At 53.0% G+C, this 13,860-nt stretch carries 9 protein-coding genes; 2 read left to right on the forward strand and 7 right to left on the reverse strand.

The genetic code is table 11. The features are described from left to right. Positions 1 to 22 precede the first annotated feature (22 nt). The 6 genes from R70723_RS26520 to R70723_RS26545 all read right to left on the reverse strand — a co-directional run bounded on the left by R70723_RS26520 (position 23) and on the right by R70723_RS26545 (position 9,902). Positions 23 to 3,826, reverse strand: a complete 3,804-nt coding sequence (locus R70723_RS26520) for a GH32 C-terminal domain-containing protein (protein WP_052421481.1) — start codon at positions 3,824 to 3,826, stop codon at positions 23 to 25. A gap of 115 nt (positions 3,827 to 3,941) precedes the next feature. After that, on the reverse strand, positions 3,942 to 4,826 hold the full coding sequence (locus R70723_RS26525) for an ROK family protein (protein WP_039877001.1): 885 nt from the start codon (positions 4,824 to 4,826) through the stop codon (positions 3,942 to 3,944). Positions 4,827 to 4,844: 18 nt separating this feature from the next. Beyond that, entirely contained in the window at positions 4,845 to 6,329 is a 1,485-nt protein-coding gene (locus R70723_RS26530; RefSeq protein ID WP_039877002.1) for a glycoside hydrolase family 32 protein, read from the reverse strand. Positions 6,330 to 6,440: 111 nt separating this feature from the next. Continuing rightward, positions 6,441 to 7,985: an ABC transporter substrate-binding protein gene (locus R70723_RS26535; RefSeq protein ID WP_372238270.1), complete on the reverse strand. Its 1,545-nt coding sequence runs from the start codon at positions 7,983 to 7,985 to the stop codon at positions 6,441 to 6,443. Between the two features lie 124 nt (positions 7,986 to 8,109). After that, positions 8,110 to 8,991, reverse strand: coding sequence for a carbohydrate ABC transporter permease (locus R70723_RS26540; protein WP_039877004.1), 882 nt, complete (start codon positions 8,989 to 8,991; stop codon positions 8,110 to 8,112). 17 nt (positions 8,992 to 9,008) lie between these two features. Beyond that, entirely contained in the window at positions 9,009 to 9,902 is an 894-nt protein-coding gene (locus R70723_RS26545; RefSeq protein WP_372238269.1) for an ABC transporter permease, read from the reverse strand. A gap of 478 nt (positions 9,903 to 10,380) precedes the next feature. On the opposite strand from R70723_RS26545, the gene R70723_RS26550 reads away from it, so the two are divergent. Beyond that, positions 10,381 to 11,421, forward strand: coding sequence for a LacI family DNA-binding transcriptional regulator (locus R70723_RS26550; RefSeq protein WP_039877007.1), 1,041 nt, complete (start codon positions 10,381 to 10,383; stop codon positions 11,419 to 11,421). Positions 11,422 to 11,486: 65 nt separating this feature from the next. On the opposite strand, the gene R70723_RS26555 is transcribed toward R70723_RS26550, so the two are convergent. Further along, complete coding sequence (locus tag R70723_RS26555) at positions 11,487 to 12,188, reverse strand: metallophosphoesterase family protein (RefSeq protein ID WP_039877009.1); 702 nt, start codon at positions 12,186 to 12,188, stop codon at positions 11,487 to 11,489. Positions 12,189 to 12,365: 177 nt separating this feature from the next. Here R70723_RS26555 and R70723_RS26560 point away from each other — a divergent pair, with 177 nt between their 5' ends. Then, entirely contained in the window at positions 12,366 to 13,847 is a 1,482-nt protein-coding gene (locus tag R70723_RS26560) for an FG-GAP repeat domain-containing protein (RefSeq protein ID WP_052421482.1), read from the forward strand. The last annotated feature ends 13 nt before the right edge of the window (positions 13,848 to 13,860 follow it).

Consider the following 13,860-nt stretch of genomic DNA (forward strand, 5'->3'; position numbering starts at 1 on the left):
GCAATGAGCTCGTATTAGCGTGTCAGAAGCCCAGCTGCCATTTCTGGTCTGCTGCATCAGTCCGCGGAGCTGCAAGGCTTACACCTGACCCGTCCGCCGAAACCGTCAGGGCCAGATGATTATGGACCGAGAGGATCGCTGCTGAACCATCCCCGTTTCTTCGGATGATCCAGCGCTGATTATTGTAGCCCAGATATGAATAGAGCTGGATGACATTCTGCCCTGTGTTCAAGTCAAGAGCCTGGCCGGAGGCGGTACGGATGGAATAGGAGCCTGCATCATCTCCAGTCGGTACAAATATCCATTTCTGGTCTGCTGCCACATCAGCCTCTTTGACAGTTACGGGTTCACCGTTCGCCAGGCTACCCGTAAACAGGGATTTCCGGGAAGCCTCGTTTACCAGGCTTGAAGCCTCCAGCTTCGCCGGTACAGCCCCGCTCACATTTACGTTCTGATAGGAAGCCGTTCCCCCGAATACATGCAGACCGAAATGCCCCTCCGCAAAGGTACCGTCCTGCACATCCATTAGCTTCTGCCCGTCCAGGTACACTGTAATATGAGGACCTTCTGCCTGTATCTTCAAACGGTATATCCGGTCCGGCTGAAGGAAGGCCGGCACCTTCGCCAGTACCTGCCGTTCTTCAAAGCGCCCGTCCATCTTGTAGAACAGGCGGACCGACTTCATATTGGGGTCCAGATTGACGTAATACCCGCTGCGCCCGTCTGCGCTAGCCCTGAACAGAAGAGAAGCCGCTCCTCCGGCCTCGCTGAGCTTCAGGTCGGCTTCATAGGTGAAATCTCCCGCCTGCTCTCCGGCAATATACTGGGCATCGCCCGAGTAGCTTCCGCGGATGCCGTCTTCACCAGCCAGCCACGAGGCCATGGACAGATCCTTCGTCCACCCGCTGAGGCTGGTCCGGAACTCTCCTCCAAAGACCTGCACACGGACGGTTGCAGTTGCCTTTCCATTCGGCGTAGCTGCCGTAATAACAGCCGTGCCTGCTTTTACCGCCTTAATCACCGCCCCGGAATTACCGGCCTTCTGTATCGCAATAATTCCCGGATGACTGGAGGTCCACTTCAGCGGATTTGCGCCGTTGCCGGGTCCATTTTCTACCGCAGCCAGCAGCGCTTCGCTTTGCCCAACCCCCAGCTCGCGGCTGCTGGTATCCATGATAATCCGGGTGGAGGAGTCCGCGCCGGGATTCCATACCGAGCCCAGTTTATAAACCTTTAAGGAAACAATTCTTACATTGCCGCCCTTGGTATAAAAGCTCATTCCCCGGCTTGCCGGGTCCGGGAAAATGACATCCGAGAACACAGCCTTCCCGCCGTTCACAAACACCTCAACCGAGGCTTCATCCACCAGAATACGCAGCTTGATCCGGCGGTTCTCCGTTAAAGCCTGCGCTTCATGTCTGGTACTGAACAGGCTGGAGAAATCCGTCACTCCGGACTGAGAACGGTCTACAAATACCGCGCTCCCGCCCGGCTTGTAACCCACAACCGTCTTCACGCCTTCTCCCTCGCGCACATTAAACCCGAACTCTGATACACTGCTGCCGGCGGGAATCTCCACCTCGGCTTCCAGTTCGTACGCTCCGGCAGTGATGCCCTTCAGCAGATTCTGGGAAGAAGGAGACACCGTCTTCCCGGATGCCGAATAAAGCGGACTGCGCAGCGATTCCAGCTCTTTGACCGGGCTTTGGGCCAGCCGGATTCCCTCTCCTGTCTTGACCAGAGTAACTTCTCTCGGAACCGTCAGCTCCCCCTTCCACCCCGTTGTCGGAAAGGCAAACGGATAATCCCAGTTCGACATCCACGCCAGCATCACTCTCCGTCCATCCTGCATATCCGAAAAGGACATGGACGCATAGAACTCCTTGCCAAAATCGGTTCTCAGCACCGTTCCCGCCGGATTATCATTCACGAATTTCCCCTCAGCTGTCAGACTCCCCACAAAATATTCCGCATCTGATCCGTCCGTTGCCGGATTCGCTCCTGTGCTGATCATCAGCACCCACTTCTTCTCTGAGGTTCCCTGCACCGTAAGCGGGAATAAATCAGGGCATTCCCATACCCCGCCGCGGATATAGCTCCCGTACCCCCAATTATCGGTTAACGTCCAGTCGAGCAGATTGGTTGAGGTGAAAAAGCGGATATGATCGCCGCCCGAGACTACCATCACCCAGCGGTGATTGGCCTCATCGCGCACTACCTTGGGGTCGCGGAAATCCCAGCTCCCGGGGTCATCCCCGTTCTTCCCGGGATTCTCTAACACGATTGGACGCTCCTTTGCATATTCCCAGGTACGTCCCTTATCCTTGCTGTAGGCCAAACCAATCCGCTGGTTGCCGTTAGGAGCATCCGGATTATAGGACGTATAGTAGGCAAGCAGCCCCTGGCCGCCCGAATCCCCGAACAAACCCGAGGAGTTATTCAGATCGGCTACGGCAGACCCGGACCAGACATGACCGTAATCATTCCAGGGAAGAGCAATCGGCAGACGCTTCCAATTCAGCATATCTTTACTGACTGCATGGGCCCAGGTGCCGCCATCCTGATGGAACAGATGATATTCTCCGGCAAAATAGACCAGTCCGTTCGGATCACTTACGGAACCGCGCAGCGGCGTGTAATGATACTGCGGCCGGTATTTTTCATTATTATAGCTGGCGGCATCCGTCACATAGACATTCTGAAAATAGGCAGCTCCGCTGTTTACCACCAGCCCCATGTTCCCGGATACGTAAGAGCTGTCCTTTACGTCAATGGCTGCCGGTGTATAGCCGTCCACAAAAATCTGAATCCGGCTCCCCTCCGCCTGCACCTCAACCGCATGCTTTGCCCCGGTGTGACCAGGATAAGTACGGCTTGAGGTTGCGATGACCGTCCCGTCCGCTTTGGTTAACCGGACACGGAGCTGATTGCCCGTCTTGACCAGGGCTGCCTCGTATCCGTCCGAGCCGCCGGCAGCGGACCGGAAGGCAAGGCCCGCACTACCATCCGAAGGAAGGGATAGCTGACCTTCATACACGAAATCTGCAGCCGGCCTGTCATAGATCAGCAGCGCTTTGCCCTGACTGCCGGAAGAGCCCTTTTTACCGTTCAGATCCGGCTGCCATTGTCCTTTACTGGTCAGCACAGTCCCGAGGTTCCCCTGCAGATCACTCACCAGGATGTTCTGGAACAGCGCAGCCCCATCCCAGACGTGGAGCCCGAGCCTGCCGGAGGAGTAGGTATTGTCCTCAATATTGATTACCGGCTTATATTGATTTCCCCAATATACCTTTAGGGAGGAGCCCTCTGCTCTCACCTTCAAGTGATAGATTTCGCCCTGTACCAGAGGAACCCGGCTTTCCTCCAGCAGGCTGCCGGCCCCGTTCGCTGCATCCCTTAGACGGATCACACCGGCTTGCGGCACAATCTGCAGCATATAGGCCTGTTTCCCGTCACTGCTTGAGCGGAACAGCAGCGAGGCATCGGGCTGTCCCTCCTTGATCATCACATCCGCTTCATAGATCAGATCATCTGCGGAAGTCTGCGATAGAGCCAGCACATTTTCCCGCAGGTCCGAGGTCAGCAAAAGTCCTTCCGCTGTATTCTCCTGTCTGCCTTTTCCGGCTGTGTACCAGCCCGTTAAATTGCTGTTTAGATTGGTAGCGGTTTCAAAAATATCCGTCTCCCCCTCGGGTCCCTGGCCTGCTGCCGGTTCTGCCGCTGCAGCCTGGACCGGCTCATAATTGAATGCTGATATCTCTGCGGAAGCTATCAAGATTCCCGCCGCCAGCAGGATTTTCAGCCCAAATTTCGTTTTACAGTTCATCCTTCAGCCTCTTTTCCTGTGAATGATAAGTTCCTTACTTTGAAAAGCAAGGCCGGCTTGCTGCATCTGCATCACTCCGGCCTTGGCTGTTGTTTATATGAATGGATAGATGGAACTAGCTCCGGACTTTGTCCATTGCTGCAAGACCCAAGGCCAGCGCACCGCATAATCCGGCCTGCTGGCCGAGACCCGGAGCCACAATATAGTCATCCATTTGCGTGAGAATAGCATCCGCACTCACATAGCCGTTCAGGTTCCGGCGCACCTTCTCACGGATCAGCGGAAACAGCTGGGACTGCTGCATTACGCCGCCGCCGAGGATGATTTTCTCCGGGGAGAGCAGCAGAACAGCCTGGGTTACGGACTCGGCAATATAGAAGGCCTCAATCTCCCATGCCTTGTGCTCTGCCGGAAGCTCATGGCCCTTCCTTCCCCAGCGGGCTTCAATAGCAGGGCCTGCCGCCATTCCTTCGAGGCAGTCCCCGTGATACGGGCACCTCCCGGAATAATGATCCTCCGGATGCCGTCTCGTCGGCACATGCCCGCCCTCAGGGTGGACAAGACCGTGTATCAGCCGGCCTTCCGCATACACGCCAACACCGACACCCGTGCCTACGGTAATGTATAGGCAGCTGGACAGTCCCTTTGCCGCCCCCCATTTCACCTCACCATAGGCTGCAGCATTAACATCAGTATCCCAGCCGAACGGAACAGGAAAGGCTTGCTTCAAGGTCCCGAGCAGATCATAATTGGCCCACCCCGGCTTAGGCGTGGTCGTAATGTAACCATAGGCCGGGCTATCCGGGCGGATATCAATCGGACCAAACGATCCGATCCCGATGGCCTCAGCCTCTTTGCCCTGAAAATATTCAATTACCCGGGGTATCGTCTGCTCCGGATGGCCGGTCGGGAAGCTGATCTGGTCCTCAATCCGCCCGTACTCATCCCCGATGCCGCATATAAATTTCGTCCCGCCTGCTTCGATTGCTCCTATACGCATGTACTCCGCACCTCCCGCTTACTTCCCGCTGCCGGCTGCGGCAGGTGAGGCCAGCTCATAGATATCCACTGACAGGAACATATCCTCTTCATGTTCTGCAAAGGCAGCAAGTCCTTTGGAGGCGGGCCCGGGGAAAATAAGATCCGTAACAACCGCCTGACCGCCGCCCGCAAATACCTCAACCGAGGAGCGGTCTACATAAATGCTCAGATCATAGACTTCAGCCGGTGCCGCAAGCCTCGCAGAGTGAAGCCCCGGGAACAGGCTGTGGAAGTCGCTTAGCCCGGAAGCGCTGCGGTCGACGTAAACTTCCTGCGTTTGCCCGTTAATCCCTGCAACGGTTTGTTCCCCGGCGCCTGCTTTTAAGCGGAAGCCGGCAGAGGTACCGCGCGGAAGCTTTGCTTCTATGAGGTAAGCATCCAGCTCTAATCCGGCGCAGGCCGCATTAATCTCTTGTACCGAAGCATTCGCAAGGGACAAGACCGGCTTACGCGCCGCTTCCAGCTCTTGTGCAGGCTTCTGGATGAGCGTAGCCTCCCCGTTTCTCGTTTCCAGCGAAAGCTCCCGGGGAATCGTCATCGCTCCGCGGAAGCCTTCCGTCGGTGTCTGCGGTGCATACATCCAGTTGCTCATCCAGCCGATAAACAGGCGTCTTCCGTCTTCCTCCGGGAGATCAGACCAGCTCACTCCGGCGTAGTTGTCCCTTCCATAATCGATCCAGCGGATGACAAGCGATTCTTCATCAGGTGTGAACAGGCTTCCGTCAAAGTCACCCGTGAAATACTGTGTTCTTGAGCCTTCCTCAAAGGCCGGCTCAGCACCAATGCTTACAAGCATCACCCATTTAATGTTATCCTCATCCCCATCCACTGCCAGCGGAAAAAGATCCGGACACTCCCACACTCCATCGTGGGAGCCGATCCCTGCGCCGAATTCGCTGGCAAAGCTCCAGCGGATCAGATCCGGCGAGTGATACAGGCATACCGTCTGACCGCAGGCCACGATCATGACCCAGCGCGCCCGCTCTTTATCCCAGAATACCTTGGGATCACGGAAATCAATGAAGCTGTCATGGGTAAGCACCGGATTCCCGGCATATTTCGTCCAGGTTCTGCCGTTATCCTTGCTGTAGGCCAGACTTTGATACTGCACCGCAGGCTGTCCTTCCGGCATATTCAGGTGATGCGTGAAGATTGCCACAAGCCCTGGCTTATTCCCGAAAAATCCCGTCGTATTCTTCCAGTCCACAACGGCGCTTCCCGAGAAAATCATGCCAAGTTCATCCGGCACCAGCGCAACCGGCAGCTCTTCCCAGCTGATCAGATCCTTGCTGACTGCATGGCCCCAGTGCATCTCGCCCATACTCATTCCGTCCGGATGATGCTGGAAGAACAAGTGGTATTCTCCCTCGAAGTATACGAGCCCGTTCGGATCGTTCATCCAATTCTTCTGGGGGGAAAAGTGATAGGCCCCCCGGTAGTTCTGTTCTGTGATAGCTGACATATATGATTTCTCCTTTTCTCCCGGATAGATTGAACCGGGAATTTAGAGAAAGGGTTGGGCTCCGCTCCCTTTTCTCAAGATTCCCGTTCAATCTTTATTTTTATTTGTATATTACTTCCCCGTTGCCCTGTCGTAGCCGCCCTGCTTGATCGTCAGCCATTCCTGCAGGCCAAGCCGGTCCAGCTCCTTCAAATAATCATTCCACTCGGCATCGATTTTGCCGTTCTGGTACCATTCAGTACGCATTCTGAGCACATAAGCGAACAGGTCGGTTTCAATAGTTGTCAGGCGGTCCAGCTCGTCAATGGAATGGAATACGCTCGGCATGACGTTCTCAGCCTTCATTTTCGGAGCCATGATGTTCTTGACGATATCCATTCTGCCCTTGGCATCATCCGGCATCGTAGTGTACTTGCCATAATAAGAATCCAGAATTGCCAGCGGCCCGCCGATGCTTGTTTTTTCACGGAGCTCAACAGGAGCGGTGCCTTCCAGCGGCAAATGCTTCAGCATCCCTTCGGCTTCATCCAGTTCAAAGATGTTCTGCTGCGTGTCATCCCCGTAGGTTCCCCAGTTGTTCTGTACAGACTGGACCGGATCATACAGCTGATCCACCCATTTTGCCGTGGTCTCCAGATTTTTGTTCGCACTGGTCACGACCATTTTGCCGCGGCCCAGGCCCAGGGCGTTCGTCCGTGTTACATTGACCTCACCGTCCGGCCCGGCCAGCGGCGGCATTACCTCGTAAGCATCGTTCGCTCCGGAGATATTCGCCTTGTCCCAGGAGAAATACAGCCCGTACTTCTGATCCTTCCCTTTTGCCAGATAAGTGCTCCAGTCCTGGGTATAGGCCTCGATATCAATCAGCTTTTCTTTGTACAGCTCGTTAATAAACTTAACGGCATCTTTGTAGCCTTCCTCGGCAGCCGTAAAGATCACTTTACCGTCATCGCTTACCACCGCATGATCAGGATTCTCGCCCAGCCCGAAGGAGGCAAACAGGAAGACCAGATCCTCCGCTCCCGGCTTATTAATGAAGGACAGCGGAATTTCATCAGCCTGGCCGTTACCGTTCGGGTCCTGTGTCTTAAAGGCAATCAGCACCTGCTTCAGTTCTTCCGTAGTCGTTGGCATGTCGAGGCCCAGCTTGTTCAGCCATTCCACATTGATCCAGGGCATACTGTCCACTGCCTGAATTCTCTCCTTGCCGTTCCCCAGCTCTTCAATCCAAGGGAAGGCGTAGATGTTGCCGTCAGGTGCCGTTATCATGCTCTTATATTCAGGAGCTTCCTCCAGCACTTTTTTGAAATTAGGCATATTCTGCTCAATCAGCTCATTCAGCGGGATGATCGCCCCGTCCTTAGCCAGCTTCAGCAGCTCATAGTCACTGTAGTCGGCATTAAAAATAGCATCCGGAAGATCACCGCTTGCGACAGCCAGGTTTCTTTTTTCCACAAACACGTCATTCGTGAAGTTCTTCCAGTTGATATGCACATTTGTTTTTTCCTCGAGCCGTTTATTGATCAGCTTGTCGTTCGGATCGGCCGGGGCCAGTGCGGAGCTTTGCGTAATGAAGTTCAGGGTGACCTTGCCGTCAGGGTCCTGCTGCTCACTGGCAGCACTTCCTCCCCCGCTGCCGCATGCAGCAAGAAACATGAAGGAAGCAAGGACAGAGGCAGAAGCTGCTTTTGACAAACCTTTTGACCTTTTTGATCTTTTCACGGATATGACCTCCAAATGAATAGGAATGAAAGAACCTTATCTATGTGCGGGCCGCTGCCTATTTAATGGAGCCGACCATGACACCTTTTTCAAAATATTTCTGGAAGAACGGATACATAATAATCAGCGGCAGACTGGATACAACAATCGCAGCATACTTAATGATTTCAGACAGACGTTTCATTTCGGCTGCAGCCAGTTGGTCGCTGATCATGCCGGGGTCCACCTGATTCTGGATCAGGATCGAGCGCAGCACGAGCTGCAGCGGGTGAAGATTGGGATTATCAAGATAGATCATCGCGTCAAAATAGGAATTCCACTGGCCGACAAAGGCATACAGCGCCAGCACGAAAATAATCGGCTTGGAGAGCGGCAATACGATGCTGAAGAAAATCCTCATCTCCGAGGCCCCGTCCACATTGGACGCTTCCTTCAGCTCATTCGGTACGCCCTTGAAGAAGGTTCTGGACAAAATAATATTCCATACATTGACCGCACCCGGGATGATCACAGCCCAGACTGTATCGAGCAGCCCCAGATTTTTAACCAGCAGATAAGTCGGGACCAGCCCGCCGCCAAAGAACATCGTGAACAGGAATACGGTCATAAAGAGCCCCTTCCCCTTCATCCGGTCATCCGACAAGGCATAGCCGGCACAGATAGAGACCATGACGGTCAGGATAGCAAAGGCCGATGCATAAAAAACAGCATTAGCAAAGCCCCTGAGCATCGCAGGATTAGTAAGGATCATCTTATAGCCTTCAACTGACCAGTCCGAGATTTTAAATGAGATTCCCCGGCTGAGCAGGACCGACGGGTCCATGAAGGAGGCGATCACCACATACACGAGCGGAAGAATCACCACCAGCACAGCCAGTGTCAGAAAAGCGGCGTTCAGCACAAGCATAAAACGGTCCAGCCGCGAATGTTTTACGAACATGATTTGTAGCTCCTTTCTTAGTAAAGACCTTCGCCCTCATTCAGCTTCTTCACTGTAAAGTTCACCGTAATCAGCAGGATGACGTTAATGATTGAGTTGAACAGCCCCACCGCCGCGGAATAAGCGTAGTCGCCGGACTGCAGTCCGATTTTGTAGACATAGGTCGGAATGATCTCCGAGGTTGGCAGGTTCGTCGCCGTCTGCATCAGATACGCCTTTTCAAAGCCGATCGACATGATCCCGCCCGCCGCAAGAATGAATACAATCGCCATAATCGGCCGGATGGTCGGCAGATCAATATGACGGATTCTTTGCAGAAGGTTCGCACCGTCCAGGTTGGCTGCGTTATGTAACTCAGGGTCCACGTTGGCAAGCGCTGCTACATAGATGATGGAAGCCCAGCCCGCCCCCGTCCATATGTCGGAAAGAATGTAGATCCAGCGGAAATACTCCGGACGCGACATGAACATCACCGGCTCCCCATTAATCCAGCTGAACAGCTGGTTGATTGGTCCTGTTGGAGAGAGGAAGATGAACAGCATCCCTACAACAACCACAACGGATATAAAGTTAGGCGCATAGAGGAAAAGCTGGATGTTCTTTTTCACTCCGGCCCGGCGGACCTGATTGAGCATCAACGCAAGCAGAATCGGCACAGGAAAGCTCAGAATCAGGCCGAAAAAGCTCAATTTAAGCGTATTCATAAAAATAACCTCAAAGTTAGGGGAAGACAGGAATTTCTCGAAGTTGTACAGCCCCACCCATTCACTGCCCAGAATACCCTTAATCGGGCTGAAATCCTTAAAGGCAATAATCGCACCATACATCGGGCCATATTTAAATATCAGGGTCAGGATCAGCGCCGGTGCCAGCATGAGATACAGAAAATAGTGCTTCTTCAAATACTCCATCAGAGAGCTCTTCCGTCCCGCCGGCAGTTTCCGCTGACCCGCTTCCATTGAATTATGCAATGCCTTTACCTCCATTCTTGTACATGATTTAGAATTGATTGCTTCAGGGACGCTGCTAAAAGGCTTACATTTCGCTGTTCATGCCCCTTCGTTCTTTTACAATTTATCAAATAGCACCCCATCAGTCAATACATTTGTAAAAATATATTTGTTCATTTGCAAACTTATATATGGATATAAGTCTGTTACATTTTGTCAAAAAGGCAAAAAAGCTTAATCTGACTAATATCAAACCAGCTTTTTCAAGCTTTTATATGAATAACGAGTAACAAAAGACAAAGACAAGCAAAACAAACAGGCGTAAAAATGTAAAGTAATTTGTGCATTTGTAAAATTGTCATTGCTATTTTGGCAAAACTATTATACATTTAAGGGAGTAAAAGAAGAGAGATTATAATATAGAGGTGAACTTACATATATGGCACGTGGTAAAGTAACGATACAGGATATCGCTGATGCACTGGGGATCTCCAGAAACACGGCCTCCAAAGCCTTAAACGGAAGCGAGGGGCTGCCGGAAGAAACGCGGAATAAAGTCATCAAGAAAGCAATTGAATTGAAATACAAACAATTTTCACTGATGGAGCCGGATAATGTCCAGCCAAAGAGCTCCCGGAATATCGCCTTATTAACGGAAAACCTTCCGAATACCTCGCACTTTGGCTCGACCTTAATCAGTGGCCTGGAGAAGCGGATCAGCGCCGAGGGGTACAACCTCTCCATTCACATCATACGGGAAATTGAACAGAACGCCCTGACACTCCCCAACAATTTTGATGTCGACAATGTGGACGGTATCATTTGTATTGAGCTGTTTGATTTGGCCTACAGCGAACGGATAACAAGCCTGGGGATTCCGACTATTTTTATCGACTGCTCTGCACACGTCTGCTATCCTGAATTCCAGGCGGATGTCTTGTTAATGGAGAACGAGAACAGTACGTATCAGCTTACCAGGAAGCTTATTGAGGGCGGTTACAAAAGCCTAGGGTTTATCGGGGATTACAATCATTGCCGGAGCTTTAATGAGCGCTGGGTAGGCTTTAACCGTGCGTTAACTGAGGCGGGAATCCCGCTGGACCTCACCCAGTGTGTACTGGATAAGGATCATCTTTTCTTCTCCAGCCCCGGCTGGGCTGACGAGAAATTGAATAATATCGCAGAGCTCCCGTCTGCTTATGTATGCGCGAACGATTATATTGCTGTAGGCTTCATGAAATCTCTGAAGAATCTCGATCATTCGATTCCCGGTGATATTGTAATCTGCGGGTTTGATAACGGTCCCGAGTCCAGAATTATTGAGCCTCATCTGACTACTGTCCATATCTACAGCAATGAAATGGGTGTCAAAGCTGCCGAAATGCTGCTGTCACGGATCAATACTCCGGAACAGCCTTATCAGGTCTCTCATATCTACACAAAACCGATCATCCGGGAATCCACACCCAATATCAAATAATGTACACAGCAGCGGAGGGCAGTCATCTTTACAGATGCTGCCTTTTTTAAATGATAAATACATTGTCAGTACCGCCCGATCCGCCGCTCCTCCAGCTTCTTCCCGGCCTGCTTGTACACCAGATAGGTCATCTCTGTCAGATTTACAAGCCCCAGCGCCCGTTCATCCAGCACGGAGTAGGTATTCGAGCCCAGGTCACAATTCATTCTGACTCCGTCCCAATATATCCGCTCTACGGGCGTGTGCCCGTGGATGACCGGCTTGCCGCCCGTCAGCTCCAGCAGCTCCGCCCCCGGCTGATGATAGAAGTCGTATTCATTCATCCACAGGATGTCCCGGTCCTGCTTATCCAGCGGCTGCGCGGGATTCAGTCCCGCATGAGTGAAGACATACCGGTCATCCTCATAGTACAAAGGCAGAGAGCAAGCCCACACCATATGCTCCTGCCGGGTATCCTCATCCGGAAATGCCGCAGCGAAGCTTTTCAGCGTGTCTCGTCCCCCGTGGCTCAGCCACAGCTTGTCCCCGCGCACCAGATAATCAGCCATCATCTCCTCATGATTGCCCATAACTGCATGGACATTGTCCGGGTACTGCTCCATCAGGCGCTTAACCAGTCTTACAACCCCGGCAGAATCCTTCCCCCGGTTGATCATATCGCCCCCGAACACAAGCTGATCGCTGCCCGGCTTAAACTCTGCCTTTTTCAGCAGCAGCTCCAGTCCCTCAAGGTCCCCGTGAATATCGGTTACAAACAATGTTCTCATCCTTGCTCCCCCTCCGCCCTGCTTAGCCGGGCTGCATCAAGCGTTATTACTTAATCATAGCAAATTATTATAGCAGCCCGCTCCTTGCCGGACAGCGTAGCCTTTACCATTTTGCAACTACTTTGCCACAGAGTTGGGATATACTAGGCACAGAACCTGCAAAGGAGATTATATCTTATGAATAAATCTGGCTTAAGCCTCAGCGCCATACTATTATTAACCCTGATAACTGCAGGTTGCGGCGCACCCAAGGCGCCCAGTGATCTGCTTCGTGCCCCGTCACAGGGCAGTGCGGACGGAACCATTACCAGCATTGTAAAATCATTTCTGCCGGCCAATGCCCATCTGACGGTCCCTGTCCATTCCGAGTCGGGCAGCGCAATCCAGCTGCAGGACCTGGACCGGGACGGCAAGGATGAAATCCTGGCCTTCTATAAAACAGACAAAACCGATTACGAGGTCAATACGCTTGTCCTGTCCCAGTCAAGCGGCGACTGGAACAAGCTGGCCACGATTACCGGTGTCGGCAGCGAGCTGGATTATGTGCAGTTCACCGATGTCACTGCGGACGGGCAAACGGACATGCTGCTCGGCTTCAGCGGCGGTCAGGGACTCAGCAAGGAGCTGGCCGTTTATACGCTTGACGGCGGCACCGTATCCGAACTGCTCAAGCAGCCCTATGACCAGCTGGCCGTCGGTGACCTGACCGGCACCGGAGATACAGATATCGCTTTGTTCCAGACCACCTTCACTACAGACATGCAGCCAAGCGCCCGTCTGCAGCTATTCTCGCTGAAAGACGGTACGCAGCAGAGCCTGGCGGATCAGGCTTTTGACGGCGCAATTATTCAGGCCAATTTCACGAAGGCGGCTCCCGGGGCCAGCGCCCTGTTCGTTGATGTGGCGATCGGTGCCCATGCTTCCTATACTTCCCTGCTGATTTGGGAAAATGGTAAATTTATTGATATACTGGCAGCAGATGATGTTCATCATGAAGAGCTCGCAGCCAGCCGTGATATTGCCCTTAATCCTTATACTCCGGACCCGGACAGCAAGCTGGGCGTGAACAATATGGCCATCAAGGATTATCCGCTCTACAGCACCGATATCAACGGCGACGGCATTACCGAGATCGGCTTCCTGGTTCCGCCGGCCGGTACGGAGAGCATGGCTCCGCTGGCAACGCCGTTCATCACCAAATATTATCAGTGGGACGGCCAGACCGGGCTGAAATTTGTGGAGGAGCAGTTCGACCGGTGGGGCTTTAACTTCCATATCCCGCAGAGCTGGACCGGTAAATACGTGCTGGAGCTCACCGAGGAATCACCGGAGCCGTGGAAAAATATCCGCTTCAGCTTCAAGGATGCCGGCACCGGCGGTCAGGCTATGCTGCTTGAGCTGCGCCTGCTCACCAGGCAGGAATGGCAGAGCACCGAAGCCGTGCTGAAAGCGGAGAATAGAACATATACCCTGCTCTACGAGCTGCAAAATACAGAGGATGCTGCTGCACCGACTGTGCTGGCTGCCGTGCTGCCTGCGGAGGATGCTGCCGCCAAGGCTAAGCTGAGCGGCTCTGCGCTTCAGGAATACAACCAGCTCAAGCTTCCGCTGGAGGAAGTCCGGCTGCTGGCCGGCACACCGCAGAAGCCCTTGTACTGATTAGGAGGTTGTC

It is taken from the genome of Paenibacillus sp. FSL R7-0273, assembly GCF_000758625.1.
Classification (GTDB): domain Bacteria; phylum Bacillota; class Bacilli; order Paenibacillales; family Paenibacillaceae; genus Paenibacillus_AQ.